We start from the raw sequence: 17,424 nt of genomic DNA, 5'->3' as shown, positions 1-17,424 counted from the left end.
ATGACTACAGGCAGTGCTCTGTACATCCCGCCTTATAAGGCAGACGACCAGGATGTGGTCGTCGAACTGAACAATCGTTTTGGCCCTGAGGCGTTCACCGCCCAGCCGACCCGCACCGGCATGCCGGTGTTGTGGGTGGCGCGTGCCAGACTCGTCGAAGTCCTGACCTTCCTGCGCAACCTGCCCAAGCCGTACGTCATGCTTTATGACCTGCACGGCGTGGACGAGCGTCTGCGCACCAAGCGTCAGGGTTTGCCGAGCGACGCTGAGTTCACCGTGTTCTATCACCTCATGTCGCTGGAACGTAACAGTGACGTGATGATCAAGGTCGCCTTGTCCGAGAGCGACCTCAGCTTGCCGACCGTTACCAGCATCTGGCCGAACGCCAACTGGTACGAGCGTGAAGTTTGGGACATGTTCGGTATCGACTTCAAAGGTCACCCGCACCTGTCGCGCATCATGATGCCGCCGACCTGGGAAGGTCACCCGCTGCGCAAGGACTTCCCGGCACGCGCCACTGAATTCGATCCGTACAGCCTGAACCTCGCCAAGCAACAGCTTGAGGAAGAAGCCGCGCGCTTCCGTCCTGAAGACTGGGGCATGAAGCGTTCCGGCCCGAACGAGGACTACATGTTCCTCAACCTCGGCCCGAACCACCCTTCGGCCCACGGTGCGTTCCGCATCATCCTGCAACTCGATGGCGAAGAAATCGTCGACTGCGTTCCGGACATCGGTTACCACCACCGTGGCGCCGAGAAGATGGCCGAGCGTCAGTCCTGGCACAGTTTCATCCCGTACACCGACCGGATCGATTACCTCGGCGGCGTGATGAACAACCTGCCGTACGTGCTCTCGGTCGAGAAACTCGCCGGCATCAAGGTGCCGGAGAAGGTCGACGTCATCCGCATCATGATGGCCGAGTTCTTCCGCATCACCAGCCACCTGCTGTTCCTTGGTACGTACATCCAGGACGTGGGTGCCATGACCCCGGTGTTCTTCACCTTCACCGACCGCCAGAAGGCGTACACGGTGATCGAAGCCATCACCGGTTTCCGTCTGCACCCGGCCTGGTACCGCATCGGTGGCGTCGCCCACGACTTGCCGCGCGGCTGGGAAAAACTGGTCAAGGACTTCGTTGAATGGCTGCCAAAACGCCTCGACGAATACACCAAGGCGGCCCTGCAGAACAGCATCCTCAAGGGTCGGACCATCGGCGTTGCCCAGTACAACACCAAAGAGGCCCTGGAATGGGGCGTCACCGGTGCCGGCCTGCGTTCGACCGGTTGCGACTTCGACCTGCGTAAAGCGCGTCCGTACTCGGGCTACGAAAACTTCGAGTTCGAAGTGCCGCTGGCCGCCAATGGCGATGCCTACGACCGCTGCATGGTGCGCGTAGAAGAAATGCGCCAGAGCATCAAGATCATCGACCAGTGCATGCGCAACATGCCGGAAGGCCCGTACAAGGCGGATCACCCGCTGACCACGCCGCCACCGAAAGAGCGCACGCTGCAGCACATCGAAACCCTGATCACGCACTTCCTGCAAGTTTCGTGGGGCCCGGTCATGCCGGCCAACGAATCCTTCCAGATGATCGAAGCGACCAAGGGCATCAACAGTTATTACCTGACGAGCGACGGCGGCACCATGAGCTACCGTACCCGGATCCGCACTCCAAGCTTCCCGCATCTGCAACAGATCCCTTCGGTGATCAAAGGCAGCATGGTCGCGGACATGATTGCGTACCTGGGTAGTATCGATTTCGTTATGGCCGACGTGGACCGCTAAGCATGAACAGCACGCTTATCCAGACAGACCGTTTCACCCTCAGTGAAACCGAGCGCTCGGCCATCGAGCACGAGCTGCATCACTACGAAGACCCGCGCGCGGCGTCGATCGAAGCCCTGAAGATCGTTCAGAAGGAACGTGGCTGGGTGCCGGATGGCGCCTTGTACGCGATCGGCGAGATCCTCGGCATCCCGGCGAGCGATGTTGAAGGTGTGGCGACGTTCTATAGCCAGATCTTCCGTCAGCCAGTCGGCCGTCACATCATCCGCGTCTGCGACAGCATGGTCTGCTACATCGGCGGCCACGAGTCGGTGGTCAGCGAAATCCAGAACAATCTGGGCATCGGCCTGGGTCAGACCACCACCGACGGTCGTTTCACCCTGCTGCCCGTCTGCTGCCTCGGCAACTGCGACAAGGCCCCGGCGCTGATGATCGATGACGACACCTTTGGCGATGTCCAGCCTGCCGGCGTCGCCAAACTGCTCGAGGGCTACGTATGACCCTGACATCTTTCGGCCCGGCCAACCGCATCCAGCGTTCGGCCGAAACTCACCCGCTGACCTGGCGCCTGCGTGACGACGGCGAAGCCGTGTGGCTCGACGAGTACCAGGCCAAGAACGGTTACGCCGCTGCGCGCAAAGCCTTCGCCGACATGGATCAGGACGCCATCGTCCAGACCGTGAAAGACGCAGGTTTGAAAGGTCGCGGCGGTGCAGGCTTCCCCACTGGCGTTAAGTGGGGCCTGATGCCCAAAGACGAATCCATCAACATCCGCTACCTGCTGTGCAACGCGGATGAAATGGAGCCGAACACCTGGAAAGACCGCATGCTGATGGAGCAACTGCCCCATCTGCTGATCGAAGGCATGCTGATCAGTGCCCGCGCGCTGAAAACCTACCGTGGCTACATCTTCCTGCGTGGCGAATACACCACCGCCGCCAAGCACCTCAATCGTGCTGTGGAAGAAGCCAAGGCTGCGGGCCTGCTGGGCAAGAACATTCTCGGTAGCGGCTTCGATTTCGAACTGTTCGTGCACACCGGCGCCGGGCGTTATATCTGCGGTGAAGAAACCGCACTGATCAACTCCCTCGAAGGCCGCCGCGCCAACCCGCGCTCCAAGCCGCCCTTCCCTGCCGCCGTTGGCGTGTGGGGCAAGCCGACTTGCGTGAACAACGTCGAAACCCTGTGCAACGTGCCGGCGATCATCGCCGACGGCGTTGACTGGTACAAATCGTTGGCCCGCGATGGCAGTGAAGACATGGGCACCAAGCTCATGGGCTTCTCCGGCAAGGTCAAGAATCCCGGCCTGTGGGAATTGCCATTCGGCGTTACCGGTCGCGAGCTGTTCGAAGACTACGCCGGCGGCATGCGCGACGGCTTCAAGCTCAAGGCTTGGCAGCCAGGCGGCGCCGGCACCGGTTTCCTGCTGCCAGAACACCTCGACGCACAAATGTATGCCGGCGGCATTGCCAAGGTCGGGACCCGGATGGGTACTGGCCTGGCGATGGCGGTGGACGACAGCGTCAACATGGTCTCCTTGCTGCGCAACATGGAGCAGTTCTTCGCTCGCGAGTCGTGCGGTTTCTGCACCCCGTGCCGCGATGGCTTGCCATGGAGCGTCAAGCTCTTGATGGCCATCGAAGAGGGCCGCGGTCAGCCGGGCGATATCGAGACCCTGCTGGGTCTGGTCAACTTCCTCGGCCCGGGCAAGACCTTCTGTGCTCACGCACCGGGTGCCGTGGAGCCTTTGGGCAGTGCCATCAAATACTTCCGTCCAGAGTTCGAAGCCGGCATCGCGCCTACCAGCGCCGCCGTCCCGCCTCTGGCAAAGCCGATCGTAGTCGGCGCGTAAACGCTTAACAAAGACGCAGGGTCCGTGCCCTGCGTCTTGCGTCCGATGACGCCTTTCGGGGCTGGTTGGATTCGGACCGATAACAAGATTCCATTAGCCACGCCCGCTGACACCGGGCCAACGAAGACCTTTGAACCATGGCCACTATCCACGTAGACGGCAAAGCGCTCGAAGTCGACGGGGCAGACAACCTGTTACAGGCATGTCTGTCGCTGGGCCTCGACATTCCATATTTCTGCTGGCACCCCGCGCTTGGTAGCGTCGGGGCCTGCCGCCAGTGCGCGGTCAAGCAGTACACCGACGAGAACGACACCCGTGGTCGCATCGTCATGTCCTGCATGACCCCGGCCACCGACAACACCTGGATCTCCATCGAAGATGACGAGTCCAAGGCGTTCCGCGCCAGTGTTGTCGAATGGCTGATGACCAACCACCCGCACGACTGCCCGGTCTGCGAAGAAGGCGGTCATTGCCACTTGCAAGACATGACCGTGATGACCGGCCACAACGAGCGCCGTTATCGCTTCACCAAACGTACCCACCAGAACCAGCAACTGGGCCCGTTCATTTCCCACGAAATGAACCGCTGCATCGCTTGCTACCGCTGCGTGCGTTTCTACAAGGACTACGCCGGCGGCACCGACCTCGGCGTATTCGGCGCCCACGACAACGTGTACTTCGGTCGCGTTGAAGACGGCACCCTCGAGAGCGAGTTCTCCGGCAACCTCACCGAGGTCTGCCCGACCGGTGTGTTCACCGACAAGACTCACTCCGAGCGCTACAACCGCAAGTGGGACATGCAGTTCGCCCCGAGCATCTGCCATGGCTGCTCCAGCGGTTGCAACATCTCCCCGGGCGAGCGTTACGGCGAGCTGCGTCGCATCGAAAACCGTTTCAACGGTTCGGTGAACCAGTACTTCCTGTGCGACCGTGGCCGTTTCGGTTATGGCTACGTCAACCGCACCGACCGTCCACGTCAGCCGCTGCTGGCCGACGGCACCAAGCTCAGCCTGGATGCCGCGCTGGATAAAGCCGCTGATCTGCTGCGCGGGCGCAACATTGTCGGTATCGGTTCGCCGCGTGCCAGCCTCGAAAGCAACTACGCGTTGCGCGAACTGGTGGGTGCCGAGCACTTCTACTCGGGTATCGAAGCGTCCGAACTGGAACGCATCCGTCTGGTCCTGCAAGTGCTGAATGACAGCCCGCTGCCAGTGCCGAACATGCGCGACATCGAAGACCACGACGCGATCTTCGTCCTCGGTGAAGACCTGACTCAGACCGCCGCCCGTATGGCGCTGGCCCTGCGTCAATCGGTCAAGGGCAAGGCTGAAGACATGGCCGACGCCATGCGCGTACAGCCGTGGCTCGACGCCGCCGTGAAGAACATCGGTCAGCACGAGCTGCACCCACTGTTCATCGCCAGCCTGGCTGAAACCAAGCTCGACGACATCGCCGAAGAGTGCGTACACGCCGCTCCCGACGATCTGGCACGCATCGGTTTCGCCGTGGCTCACGCTCTGGACGCCAGCGCTCCGGCCGTTGAAGGTCTGGACGCCGAAGCTCTGGAACTGGCCAAGCGTATCGCCGACGCCCTGCTCGCAGCCAAGCGTCCGTTGATCATCGCCGGTACTTCGCTGGGTTCCAAAGCGCTGATCGAAGCCGCCGCGAACATCGCCAAAGCCTTGAAGCTGCGCGAGAAAAACGGTTCGATCAGCCTGATCGTGCCGGAAGCCAACAGCCTCGGTCTGGCCATGCTCGGTGGCGAATCGCTGGATTCCGCGCTGCAAGCCGTGATCGACGGCAAGGCTGACGCCATTGTTGTGCTGGAAAACGACCTGTACACCCGCACCGACAGCGCCAAGGTCGATGCTGCGCTGAATGCCGCGAAAGTGCTGATCGTTGCTGACCATCAGAAGACCGCAACCAGCGACCGCGCACATCTGGTTCTGCCAGCCGCAAGCTTCGCTGAAGGCGACGGTACGCTGGTCAGCCAGGAAGGTCGCGCCCAGCGCTTCTTCCAGGTTTTCGATCCGCAATACATGGACGCGAGCATTCTGGTGCACGAAGGCTGGCGCTGGCTGCACGCCCTGCGCGCCACCCTGCTGAACCAGCCAATCGACTGGACCCAGCTCGACCACGTCACCGCTGCCGTTGCATCGAGCACCGCGCAACTGGCACGTATCGTCGATGCCGCGCCATCCGCTTCGTTCCGCATCAAGGGTCTGAAGCTGGCCCGTGAACCGCTGCGTTACTCGGGTCGCACCGCAATGCGCGCCGACATCAGCGTTCACGAACCGCGCACCCCGCAAGACAAAGACACTGCGTTCGCCTTCTCCATGGAAGGTTACTCGGGCTCCGCCGAACCGCGTCAGCAAGTGCCATTCGCCTGGTCGCCGGGCTGGAACTCGCCACAAGCCTGGAACAAGTTCCAGGACGAAGTCGGCGGTCATATCCGTGCTGGCGACCCGGGCACGCGCCTGATCGAAAGCACTGGTGACGCGCTGAACTGGTTCGCCAGTGTTCCGCGCGCGTTCAACCCGGCTCCAGGTACCTGGCAGGTTGTGCCGTTCTTCCACTTGTTCGGCAGCGAAGAAAACTCTTCCAAAGCCGCTCCGGTGCAAGAGCGCATTCCAGCCGCTTACGTCGCGCTGGCCAAGTCGGAAGCCGATCGCCTGGGCGTCAACGAAGGTGCCCTGTTGAGCTTGAAGGTTGCTGGCCAGACTCTGCGTCTGCCGCTGCGCATCAACGAAGAACTGGGCGCGGGCCTTGTGGCCTTGCCGGCGGGTATCGCCGGCATCCCGCCAGCGATTTTCGGTAAATCCGTTGACGGTCTGCAGGAGGCAGCGCAATGACCTGGTTCACCCCCGAAGTGATCGATGTGATCCTTACGGTCGTCAAAGCCATCGTCATCCTGCTGGCCGTGGTGGTCGCAGGGGCCTTGCTCAGCTTTGTCGAACGTCGCCTGCTGGGCTGGTGGCAGGACCGTTACGGTCCGAACCGCGTTGGCCCGTTCGGCATGTTCCAGATCGCTGCCGACATGCTCAAGATGTTCTTCAAGGAAGACTGGACGCCGCCGTTTGCCGACAAGGTGATCTTCACTCTGGCACCGGTTGTGGCCATGTCAGCCCTGCTGATCGCCTTCGCGATCATCCCGATCACCCCGACCTGGGGCGTGGCGGATCTGAACATCGGCCTGCTGTTCTTCTTCGCCATGGCCGGTCTGTCGGTCTACGCGGTGCTGTTCGCCGGTTGGTCGAGTAACAACAAGTTCGCCCTGCTGGGTGCCTTGCGTGCCTCGGCGCAGACCGTGTCCTACGAAGTGTTCATGGGCCTCGCGCTGATGGGCATCGTGGTGCAGGTCGGCTCGTTCAACATGCGCGACATCGTCGAGTACCAGGCGCAGAACCTGTGGTTCATCATTCCGCAGTTCTTCGGCTTCTGTACCTTCTTCATCGCTGGCGTCGCCGTGACTCACCGTCACCCGTTCGACCAGCCGGAAGCGGAACAGGAACTGGCCGACGGTTACCACATTGAATACGCCGGCATGAAATGGGGCATGTTCTTCGTTGGCGAATACATCGGCATCATCTTGATCTCGGCGCTGCTGGTCACCCTGTTCTTCGGTGGCTGGCACGGTCCGTTCGGCATCCTGCCGCAACTGTCGTTCCTGTGGTTCGCCCTGAAGACCGCGTTCTTCATCATGCTGTTCATCCTGCTGCGCGCTTCTATCCCGCGTCCGCGTTATGACCAGGTGATGGACTTCAGCTGGAAATTCTGCCTGCCACTGACCCTGATCAATTTGCTGGTGACCGCTGCGGTGGTGTTGTGGAACACGCCCGCGGTTGCGGTTCAGTGAGGATTTGACCCATGTTCAAATATATTGGCGACATCATTAAGGGTACCGGTACCCAGTTGCGCAGCCTGGTCATGGTCTTCGGCCATGGCTTTCGCAAGCGCGACACCCTGCAATACCCGGAAGAAGCGGTCTACCTGCCACCACGTTACCGTGGCCGCATCGTCCTGACCCGCGACCCCGATGGCGAAGAACGCTGCGTTGCCTGCAACCTGTGCGCCGTGGCTTGCCCGGTGGGTTGCATCTCGCTGCAAAAAGCGGAAACGGATGACGGTCGCTGGTACCCGGAATTCTTCCGTATCAACTTCTCGCGCTGCATTTTCTGCGGTCTCTGCGAGGAAGCCTGCCCGACCACCGCAATCCAGCTGACACCGGATTTCGAGATGGCCGAGTTCAAACGTCAGGATCTGGTGTACGAGAAAGAAGATCTGCTGATCTCCGGTCCCGGCAAAAATCCTGATTACAACTTCTATCGTGTTGCAGGGATGGCCGTTGCCGGTAAGCCGAAAGGCGCCGCACAAAACGAAGCCGAGCCGATCAACGTGAAGAGCTTGCTGCCTTAAGGAAGAACGATGGAATTCGCTTTCTATTTCGCATCGGGTATCGCTGTTGTGTCCACCCTGCGTGTGGTCACCAACACCAACCCTGTGCACGCCCTGCTCTACCTGATCATTTCGCTGATCGCCGTGGCCATGACGTTTTTCGCCCTCGGTGCACCGTTTGCCGGTGTGCTCGAAGTGATTGCCTACGCCGGTGCCATCATGGTGCTGTTCGTGTTCGTTGTGATGATGCTCAACCTCGGCCCGGCCGCGGTTCAGCAGGAACGCGTATGGCTCAAGCCCGGCATCTGGGCTGGCCCGGTACTCCTCGGCGCGCTGCTGCTGGCCGAACTGCTGTATGTGCTGTTCGCTCACCAGAGCGGTCAGGCCATAGGTCACACCACCGTCGATGCAAAAGCCGTGGGCATCAGCCTGTTCGGCCCGTATCTGCTGGTGGTCGAACTCGCCTCGATGTTGCTGCTTGCCGCAGCCGTCACGGCGTTCCATTTGGGCCGCAACGAGGCGACGGAGTAACTTATGCCTGCTATCCCTCTTGAGCATGGTCTGGCGGTTGCCGGCATCCTGTTCTGCCTAGGCCTCGTCGGCCTGATGGTTCGCCGCAACATTTTGTTCGTGTTGATGAGTCTGGAAGTGATGATGAACGCCTCTGCACTGGCCTTCATCGTCGCAGGCGCCCGTTGGGGCCAGCCGGATGGACAGATCATGTTCATCCTGGTGATCAGCCTTGCAGCCGCCGAGGCCAGTATTGGTCTGGCGATCCTGCTGCAACTGTATCGCCGCTTCCACACGCTCGATATCGACGCTGCCAGTGAGATGCGCGGATGAACCTGATCTTCCTGACTTTCGTATTCCCTCTGATCGGATTCCTGCTGCTGTCGTTCTCCCGTGGACGCTGGTCGGAAAACCTCTCGGCGCTGATCGGCGTGGGTTCCATTGGCTTGTCGGCGATTGTTACCGCCTACGTCATCTGGCAATTCAACGTCGCACCTCCGGAAGGCGGTCACTACACCCTGGTCCTGTGGCAGTGGATGGCGGTCGAAGGCTTCAAGCCGGACTTCGCCCTCTACATCGACGGCCTGTCGATCACCATGCTCGGCGTGGTGGTTGGCGTGGGTTTCCTGATCCACCTGTTCGCCTCCTGGTACATGCGCGGCGAAGCCGGTTACTCGCGCTTCTTCTCGTACACCAACCTGTTTATCGCCAGCATGCTGTTCCTGGTGCTGGGCGATAACCTGTTATTCCTGTACTTCGGTTGGGAAGGCGTGGGCCTGTGCTCGTACCTGTTGATCGGTTTCTACTACAGCAACCGCAACAACGGTAACGCCGCACTCAAGGCCTTCATCGTGACCCGGATCGGCGATGTGTTCATGGCCATCGGCCTGTTCATCCTGTTCCAGCAAGTGGGCACGCTGAACATCCAGGAACTGCTGGTGCTGGCACCGCAGAAATTCCAGGTCGGCGATTTCTGGATCACGCTGGCGACCCTGATGCTGCTGGGTGGCGCTGTCGGTAAATCCGCGCAACTGCCGCTGCAAACCTGGCTGGCGGACGCGATGGCCGGCCCTACCCCGGTTTCGGCACTGATCCACGCTGCAACCATGGTAACTGCCGGTGTCTACCTGATCGCGCGTACCCACGGCCTGTTCACCTTGGCACCGGACATCCTGCATCTCGTCGGTATCGTTGGCGGTGTAACCCTGGTGCTGGCAGGTTTTGCCGCACTGGTGCAGACCGACATCAAACGTATCCTCGCCTACTCGACCATGAGCCAGATCGGCTACATGTTCCTGGCGCTGGGCGTTGGCGCATGGGACGGCGCGATTTTCCACCTGATGACCCACGCCTTCTTCAAGGCGCTGCTGTTCCTTGCTTCTGGTGCGGTGATCGTTGCCTGCCACCACGAGCAGAACATCTTCAAGATGGGCGGCCTGTGGAAGAAACTGCCGCTGGCCTACGCCAGCTTCATCGTCGGCGGCGCGGCACTGGCTGCCCTGCCACTGGTGACTGCAGGTTTCTACTCCAAGGACGAAATCCTCTGGGAAGCGTTCGCCAGCGGCAACCATGGTCTGCTCTACGCAGGTCTGGTCGGCGCATTCATGACTTCGCTGTACACCTTCCGCCTGATCTTCATCACGTTCCACGGTGAAGCCAAGACCGAAGCACACGCCGGTCATGGTATCGCTCACTGGCTGCCACTGTCGGTACTGATCGTGCTGTCGACCTTCGTCGGCGCAATGATCGTGCCACCGCTGCACGGCGTACTGCCGGAAAGCGTTGGTCATGCCGGCGGCGAAGCCAAGCACAGTCTGGAAATCGCCTCGGGCGCCATCGCCCTGGCCGGTATCCTGCTGGCGGCCCTGCTGTTCCTCGGCAAGCGTCGCTTCGTGACGGCGGTTGCCAACAGCGGCATCGGGCGTTTCCTTTCGGCCTGGTGGTTCGCTGCCTGGGGCTTCGACTGGATCTACGACAAACTGTTCGTCAAGCCATACTTGGCGATCAGCCATGTACTGCGCAAAGACCCGCTCGACCAGACCATCGGTCTGATCCCGCGTATGGCCAAGGGTGGTCACACTGCCCTGAGCCGCACCGAGACCGGTCAACTGCGTTGGTACGCTGCTTCGATGGCTGCTGGTGCCGTGCTGGTAATCGGCGCCATCGTGCTGGTAGCGGTCTGATATGAACCTTGCGAATTTGCGAAAGGAAACGAGCCCGTCATGATTCTGCCTTGGCTAATCCTGATCCCCTTCATCGGCGGCCTGCTGTGCTGGATGGGTGAGCGCTTCGGCGCCACCCTCCCCCGCTGGATTGCGCTGATCACCATGTCCCTGTTGCTCGCGATCGGCCTCTGGCTGTGGGCTACCGGCAACTATTCATTCGCCCCGGCGCCTGGCGCCGATCCGACCTGGGCGCTTGAGTTCAAGCACATCTGGATCCAGCGCTTCGGCATCAGCGTGCACCTGGCCCTCGACGGCCTCTCGCTGCTGATGATCCTGCTGACCGGTCTGCTGGGTATCCTCTCGGTACTCTGCTCGTGGAAAGAGATTCAACGTCACGTTGGTTTCTTCCACCTGAACCTGATGTGGATCCTGGGCGGCGTGGTCGGCGTGTTCCTCGCCCTCGACCTGTTCATGTTCTTCTTCTTCTGGGAAATGATGCTGGTGCCGATGTATTTCCTCATCGCGCTCTGGGGTCACAGTTCTTCGGACGGCAAGAAAACCCGGATCTACGCGGCGACCAAGTTCTTCATCTTCACTCAGGCTTCCGGCCTGATCATGTTGGTGGCGATCCTCGGTCTGGTACTGGTCAACTTCAACAACACTGGCGTGATTACTTTCAACTACGCCGATCTGTTGAAAACCAAGATGTCGATGACCACCGAGTACATCCTGATGCTCGGCTTCTTCATCGCCTTCGCGGTCAAGCTGCCTGTCGTACCGTTCCACTCGTGGTTGCCTGATGCTCACGCCCAGGCGCCGACTGCGGGTTCCGTCGACCTCGCCGGTATCTTGCTGAAAACCGCCGCCTACGGTCTGCTGCGTTTCGCCCTGCCGCTGTTCCCGAACGCTTCGGCCGAGTTTGCGCCGATCGCCATGGCCCTTGGTCTGGTCGGGATCTTCTACGGTGCGTTCCTCGCTTTCGCCCAAACCGACATCAAACGTCTGATCGCCTTCTCCTCCGTTTCCCACATGGGTTTCGTGTTGATCGGCATCTACTCCGGCAGCCAACTGGCCCTGCAAGGCGCAGTGATCCAGATGCTCGCGCACGGTGTTTCGGCAGCGGCGCTGTTTATCCTCAGCGGTCAACTCTACGAGCGTCTGCATACCCGTGACATGCGTGAGATGGGCGGTCTGTGGTCGCGTATTGCTTACCTGCCGGCGATCAGCCTGTTCTTTGCAGCCGCATCCTTGGGCTTGCCGGGCACCGGTAACTTCGTCGGCGAGTTCCTGATCCTGATCGGTTCTTTCGCCAGTTGGCCCTGGATCACTGCGATTGCCACCTCCGGTCTGGTGTTCGGTTCGGTCTACTCGCTGATCATGATCCACCGTGCGTACTTCGGCCCGTCCAAATCGGACGCGGTCCTGCACGGCATGGACGCTCGCGAACTGATCATGGTGCTGGGTCTTGCGGTGCTGCTGATTTACCTCGGCGTGTACCCGCAACCGTTCCTCGACACCTCTGCCGCCACGATGCATGGCGTGCAGCAGTGGCTCGGCACCGCCTTCACTCAACTCGCTTCGGCCCGGTAAGAGCGCTATGGAATTCACGATTCAACACTTTATTGCGCTTGCGCCACTGTTGATCACCAGCCTCACCATTATCGTGGTGATGCTGGCGATCGCCTGGCGCCGCAACCACTCGCAGACCTTTCTGATTTCGGTGGCGGGTCTGAACCTGGCCTTGCTGTCGATCCTGCCGGCTCTGAAAGTCGCGCCTCTGGCCGTGACCCCATTGCTGCAGATCGACGCCTTTGCCTGCCTGTACATGGCGCTGATCCTGGTCGCCACCCTCGCTTGCGTAACCCTCGCCCACGCCTACCTCGGCGATGGCGGTTCGGGTTACCCGGGCAACCGTGAAGAACTGTACCTGCTGATCCTGATGGCCGCCGCCGGTGGTCTGGTGCTGGTCAGCGCGCAGCACCTGGCCGGCTTGTTCATCGGTCTGGAACTGCTGTCGGTGCCGGTCTACGGTCTGGTGGCTTACGCCTTCTTCAACAAGCGTTCACTGGAAGCCGGCATCAAGTACATGGTGCTGTCGGCCGCCGGTTCCGCGTTCCTGCTGTTCGGTATGGCCCTGCTGTACGCAGACGCCGGTTCGCTGAGCTTCACCGGTATCGGTCAGGCGCTGGCCGCCACTGGCCTGCCTAGCCCGCTGGCGCAATTGGGCCTGGGCATGATGCTGATCGGTCTGGCGTTCAAGCTGTCGCTGGTACCGTTCCACCTGTGGACGCCGGACGTGTACGAAGGTGCTCCGGCACCGGTTGCGGCATTCCTCGCGACCGCTTCCAAGGTTGCCGTGTTTGCGGTGATGGTGCGTCTGTTCCAGATCTCCCCTGCTGCCAGCAGTGGCGTACTGAGCGACGTGCTGAGCGTGATCGCCGTCGCCTCGATCCTGTTCGGTAACTTGCTGGCCCTGACCCAGAGCAACCTCAAGCGTCTGCTCGGTTACTCGTCCATCGCGCACTTCGGCTATCTGCTGATTGCATTGGTGGCGAGCAAGGGTCTGGCAGTAGAAGCTATCGGCGTGTACCTGGTCACCTACGTGATCACCAGCCTTGGCGCCTTCGGCGTGATCACCCTGATGTCCTCGCCGTACAAAGGTCGTGACGCCGATGCCCTGTACGAGTATCGCGGCCTGTTCTGGCGCCGTCCGTACCTGACCGCCGTACTGACCGTGATGATGCTGTCGCTGGCCGGTATCCCGCTGACTGCCGGCTTCATCGGCAAGTTCTACATCATCGCCACCGGTGTCGAATCGCACCAATGGTGGCTGGTTGGTTCGCTGGTACTGGGCAGCGCCATCGGCGTGTTCTACTACCTGCGCGTGATGGTCACCCTGTACCTGATCGAACCGAACCTGCGCCGTCACGACGCGCAACTGCACTGGGAACAGAAAGCAGGCGGCGTAATGCTGCTGGCCATCGCCTTGGTCGCGTTCTTCCTCGGCGTCTACCCGCAACCGCTGCTGACGCTGGTGCAGCAGGCCGGTCTGGCGGGCTGATCGCTCGGCGACATCTGGCTACAAACAGAAACGGCACCTTCGGGTGCCGTTTTTGCGTTTGTGGGATTTGTTACTGGTACCGCCCTCTCTTTCCACGATCCCAGAAAGCTCTCACCAGACTAGTCGATTCGTCCTACAGGTGTTTTTACGAGCGGGGTCTACCGTTGAAAAAGGGACGAAAAGGAAGGCTTCGAAGCCTTGACCAATTCGGTTATCGGGACAACACTATACGTAGGTAGCGTACAGAACATGGATGCTCTTTTTATCGAATTGCCTGCGTTTCAGAAACACCGAGAGGATTATCTGGATGACGAGTTGTTTCGCAGTTTTCAGCTGGAGTTGCTGAAAAACCCCGAAGCCGGGGATCTCATCGAAGAAACGGGCGGGCTGCGCAAAGTCCGCTTTTCGGACAAGCGACGTGGCAAAGGTAAGCGCAGCGGGCTACGAGTGATTTATTACTGGTGGTCCGGTTTCGACCAGTTCTGGCTGTTCACCGTTTATGGCAAGAACGAGCAAGACGATCTGTCGCCCTCTCAAAAAAAGCTGTTCAGACAATTGCTGGATAGAGAAATCAACACGAGAACCCACTATGAAACGTGACATTTTTACTGAATTGATGGATGGCCTCGAAGCCTTGGCCGACGAGCGCCAAGGCAAGATCACACTGCGAACCCACAAGGTTGAGTTGCCGAAACTGATGCCCATTACCGCCGAGGAGGTGGTTGCCATCCGCCAACAACTCAACCTCTCACGGTCGGTGTTTGCGATGTACCTGCGCACCAATACTCGAACCCTCGAAAATTGGGAACAGGGACGCGCAACGCCAAACGCTCAAGCCACCACGCTGATTCGGCTGGTTGAGCGCTTTCCGCAAACTATCGAACAACTCGCAGCCTTGACCTGAACGGTCAAGACTTCAACTCCAACCACATAACCAAATTGTAATTCCCCCATCACCCTCGCGTTATCCGCAGCTTGCAACGATGTCACCCGGCGACCATGCCGGCGGGCCCCTGCCTGCCGAACAATAAAAACCCACGCCGAAGCACGTTCCCGTTCTGCCGAACCCGAGGAGTGATGGATGCTTAACAACACAAAAATATCGATGGCCGCGCTGGCCGTGGTGGTTGGGTCAGGGCCGTCCATGGTGCTGGCCGAGGATAAGGCCGAAGGCTTTGTCGAAGGCAGCAGCCTGACGGTGCTCAACCGCAATTACTACTTCAACCGCGATCACGGCAACGGTCAATCCAGCCCCACCGGCAACGGTTATTCCGAAGCCTGGTCCCACGGCGTGATCGGCAAGTTCGAATCCGGATTTACCCAGGGCACCGTCGGCGTCGGGGTCGATGCCTTTGCGATGATCGGCCTCAAGCTTGATACCGGTGACGGGCGCAACGGTGGCCGAAGTTCGTTCGATGTACTGCCGGTCAACAGTAAAGGCCAGGCGCGTGACGAATACACCAAGGTCGGCGGCGCCGCCAAGGTGCGTGCCTTCGATACCGTGGTGAAGGTCGGCGATGTGTTCCCGGCCAACCCGGTGGTCGCAGCAGGTGACTCGCGATTGCTGCCGGAAAGCTTTCGTGGTGTCACGGCGACCAACAACAGTATCGAAGGCCTGTCGATTCAGGGCGGCCGCTTGCATGCAATGAGCCAGCCGGTGTCCAGCGACATGCGCGAGAACTTCGCAACTTTCTACGCCGGCCCGGTCAACTCGCCTTGGATCGCCTACGGCGGCGGCGACTATGTCCTGAACAAGCACCTCAGCTTCAGCCTGTATTCCAGCCGACTCAAAGACGCCTGGAATCAGTACTACGCCGGCACCGCCTGGACCTATCCGTTGGCGGACGACCTGTCGCTGTTCGGCGGCCTGAACTATTACAAGGCAGTCGATGAAGGCAAACAACTGCTCGGCAAATTCGACAACAACATCTGGAGTGGTCGCGTCGGCGTGAAACTCGGCGCGCACTCCGTGGCCTTGTCGCACCAGCGCAACAACGGCAACGACGACTTCGATTATCTGCGCCAGTCCGACTCGATCTTCCTCGACAACTCCATCCAGTACAGCGATTTCAACTCACCCAAGGAGCGTTCATGGATGGTGCGCTATGACCTCGACATGAGCACTTACGGCGTGCCCGGTCTGTCGTTCATGACCCGCTACGCGCGTGGCACCGACGCTGACTATTCCAACGCCAACTCGGTGTACATGCGCCGCGATGCCGAGGGTAATCCGATGACCGACCAGAAGCGCTGGGAGCGTGATATCGAAGTCAAATATGTGGTGCAGAGTGGCTCGCTGAAAGACCTGTCGCTGCGCCTGCGTCAGGCGAACACCCGCGCCACGGCATTCGAGTCGGATCTGGATGAAGTGCGGGTGATTGTCGAGTATCCGTTGGCGATTCTTTGATTGAACGGTAGATGCAAATTCACCTTTAGAAGCTCCTTGCTCCTTTGGTAAGAGGTGAATCTTTTGGCGTCCTTCGGGGCGCTTTTTTTTGCGCCACTGAATTGAACCAGCCTAAGGTAGACCGCATACCAAAGCATTACCGAAGCGGGAGCATAAGTGTGATGGGCGAGATTTCCGGACACCGCAGAAATCCCGCGTACTTGATGTAAAAATTGGTCAGTTGCTCGTTAAGTGGGTGCACGATGATTGCGCAAGAACCAACGGCCTCAGATGCAGCTATCGAACGCTCGATTGCATCTTGCAACAAGTCGACGGCAAAACCCTGCCCTTGAGCCTCAAGAGTTATGCCCATACGACCCAATAGTGTTACGGGGTGGACGCTTGGCGAATTGCGTTGATGACCTCGCGGAACGACGTGAGCGCGAGCAATCGAGCCACTCGACAGCGTGAAATACGCCATTACGAACTGTGTCCCTTTGCGGCGACAAACATAGACAACAGCTTGTTTGGCGGCTTGCGCTTTATGTGCCTGTTTTTGCAGGTAGTCGTTGATTGACGCTTCACCACACTCAAACTGCTCCAGAATGTGCCGGCCATTCAGCTTTTCCGGTGCGGTCAGCTCCAGCGTTTTGGACGTTCGAGAAGTTTGTGAAGACATTCGTTACCTCGTATCGGGTTCGCTTCAATGGCTTGTTCAAATGCGTCAAATGCAGCCTCATCAAGGAGGAACAATCGTTTGTCCAAGATGACCTCTTCTGCCTTCTGACAAGCTGCTTCCAGGATGAAGCTCGTTCGATCGCGACCGGACAGAGCAGCAGCCAGATCGATCAGGTTTCGTTTCTTTTCATCCGTGCGCATGTTGATTGGAACGGGTTTGGTTTTCTCGACGCTTTCAGTTCTGCTGGGCATTGTTCTGTTTCCTGGCTAGATAGTGGTGTTGGAACCGCGGCCTCCTTATGGCATAAGCACATCAGTTATCTCTAATCCGCATTTTTCGACTCCTTGAATGGCCGGGACAATTTCGGGCCACGCTGCTAAACGAGAGACATCTAACGTTTGAAGCAGATGGCCGAGACGGCGTTCGAGTCGATTCTATACCCCGCGTATAGCCAATGCATACACGCGTGTAGCTTTCTGATATACGGTCACTTGCTGGCAAGTACGGATACAGACTAGAGAGCGGCCGTCCGACGGACAACCTGAAAACACCGTGGGAAACTTCAGCATTTCTCCAACGGCATTAAACATT

16 protein-coding genes are annotated in these 17,424 nt (G+C 59.6%); 14 read left to right on the top strand and 2 right to left on the bottom strand.

The window, feature by feature from the left end:
* The 14 genes from nuoC to ACP7EE_RS16755 all read left to right on the top strand — a co-directional run bounded on the left by nuoC (position 1) and on the right by ACP7EE_RS16755 (position 16,175).
* Positions 1-1,785 (top strand): NADH-quinone oxidoreductase subunit C/D, encoded by a 1,785-nt coding sequence (nuoC, locus tag ACP7EE_RS16820; RefSeq protein WP_093434270.1) that lies wholly within the window; start codon positions 1-3, stop codon positions 1,783-1,785.
* 2 nt (positions 1,786-1,787) lie between these two features.
* Positions 1,788-2,285, top strand: a complete 498-nt coding sequence (gene nuoE / locus ACP7EE_RS16815; protein WP_007920186.1) for an NADH-quinone oxidoreductase subunit NuoE — start codon at positions 1,788-1,790, stop codon at positions 2,283-2,285.
* Positions 2,282-3,637 (top strand): NADH-quinone oxidoreductase subunit NuoF, encoded by a 1,356-nt coding sequence (gene nuoF / locus ACP7EE_RS16810; protein ID WP_426205399.1) that lies wholly within the window; start codon positions 2,282-2,284, stop codon positions 3,635-3,637. Before nuoE ends, nuoF begins: the two co-directional genes overlap by 4 nt.
* A 137-nt stretch (positions 3,638-3,774) precedes the next feature.
* Positions 3,775-6,489: an NADH-quinone oxidoreductase subunit NuoG gene (gene nuoG, locus ACP7EE_RS16805; RefSeq protein WP_426235382.1), complete on the top strand. Its 2,715-nt coding sequence runs from the start codon at positions 3,775-3,777 to the stop codon at positions 6,487-6,489.
* Entirely contained in the window at positions 6,486-7,493 is a 1,008-nt protein-coding gene (gene nuoH / locus ACP7EE_RS16800) for an NADH-quinone oxidoreductase subunit NuoH (protein ID WP_064390680.1), read from the top strand. The genes nuoG and nuoH overlap by 4 nt, the downstream gene beginning before the upstream one ends.
* Positions 7,494-7,504: 11 nt before the next feature.
* Positions 7,505-8,053, top strand: coding sequence for an NADH-quinone oxidoreductase subunit NuoI (gene nuoI / locus ACP7EE_RS16795; RefSeq protein WP_426235380.1), 549 nt, complete (start codon positions 7,505-7,507; stop codon positions 8,051-8,053).
* Between the two features lie 9 nt (positions 8,054-8,062).
* On the top strand, positions 8,063-8,563 hold the full coding sequence (nuoJ, locus tag ACP7EE_RS16790; RefSeq protein ID WP_426235378.1) for an NADH-quinone oxidoreductase subunit J: 501 nt from the start codon (positions 8,063-8,065) through the stop codon (positions 8,561-8,563).
* A gap of 3 nt (positions 8,564-8,566) precedes the next feature.
* Positions 8,567-8,875 (top strand): NADH-quinone oxidoreductase subunit NuoK, encoded by a 309-nt coding sequence (nuoK, locus tag ACP7EE_RS16785; protein ID WP_003223790.1) that lies wholly within the window; start codon positions 8,567-8,569, stop codon positions 8,873-8,875.
* A complete protein-coding gene (nuoL, locus tag ACP7EE_RS16780) occupies positions 8,872-10,725 on the top strand; it encodes an NADH-quinone oxidoreductase subunit L (protein ID WP_426235376.1) in 1,854 nt (617 codons plus the stop codon). Before nuoK ends, nuoL begins: the two co-directional genes overlap by 4 nt.
* A gap of 39 nt (positions 10,726-10,764) precedes the next feature.
* Complete coding sequence (nuoM, locus tag ACP7EE_RS16775) at positions 10,765-12,297, top strand: NADH-quinone oxidoreductase subunit M (protein WP_420648978.1); 1,533 nt, start codon at positions 10,765-10,767, stop codon at positions 12,295-12,297.
* 7 nt (positions 12,298-12,304) lie between these two features.
* On the top strand, positions 12,305-13,768 hold the full coding sequence (nuoN, locus tag ACP7EE_RS16770; RefSeq protein ID WP_426235374.1) for an NADH-quinone oxidoreductase subunit NuoN: 1,464 nt from the start codon (positions 12,305-12,307) through the stop codon (positions 13,766-13,768).
* Positions 13,769-14,017: 249 nt separating this feature from the next.
* A complete protein-coding gene (locus ACP7EE_RS16765) occupies positions 14,018-14,368 on the top strand; it encodes a toxin (protein WP_426235372.1) in 351 nt (116 codons plus the stop codon).
* Positions 14,358-14,672, top strand: a complete 315-nt coding sequence (locus ACP7EE_RS16760) for a helix-turn-helix domain-containing protein (protein WP_426205404.1) — start codon at positions 14,358-14,360, stop codon at positions 14,670-14,672. Before ACP7EE_RS16765 ends, ACP7EE_RS16760 begins: the two co-directional genes overlap by 11 nt.
* A 177-nt stretch (positions 14,673-14,849) precedes the next feature.
* Positions 14,850-16,175, top strand: a complete 1,326-nt coding sequence (locus ACP7EE_RS16755) for an OprD family porin (protein WP_426235370.1) — start codon at positions 14,850-14,852, stop codon at positions 16,173-16,175.
* Positions 16,176-16,311: 136 nt separating this feature from the next.
* Here ACP7EE_RS16755 and ACP7EE_RS16750 read toward each other — a convergent pair whose 3' ends face one another.
* Together ACP7EE_RS16750 and ACP7EE_RS16745 are read right to left on the bottom strand one after the other, a co-directional pair.
* Positions 16,312-16,833 carry a hypothetical protein gene (locus ACP7EE_RS16750; protein ID WP_426235368.1) on the bottom strand — a complete coding sequence of 174 codons (522 nt, stop codon included), beginning with the start codon at positions 16,831-16,833 and terminating at the stop codon, positions 16,312-16,314.
* Positions 16,791-17,084, bottom strand: a complete 294-nt coding sequence (locus tag ACP7EE_RS16745) for a DUF1778 domain-containing protein (protein ID WP_426235366.1) — start codon at positions 17,082-17,084, stop codon at positions 16,791-16,793. The genes ACP7EE_RS16750 and ACP7EE_RS16745 overlap by 43 nt, the downstream gene beginning before the upstream one ends.
* Positions 17,085-17,424 lie beyond the last annotated feature (340 nt).

It is taken from the genome of Pseudomonas sp. TWP3-2, assembly GCF_049897765.1.
Classification (GTDB): Bacteria; Pseudomonadota; Gammaproteobacteria; order Pseudomonadales; family Pseudomonadaceae; genus Aquipseudomonas.
This window is presented reverse-complemented; position numbering and strand designations above follow the sequence as displayed.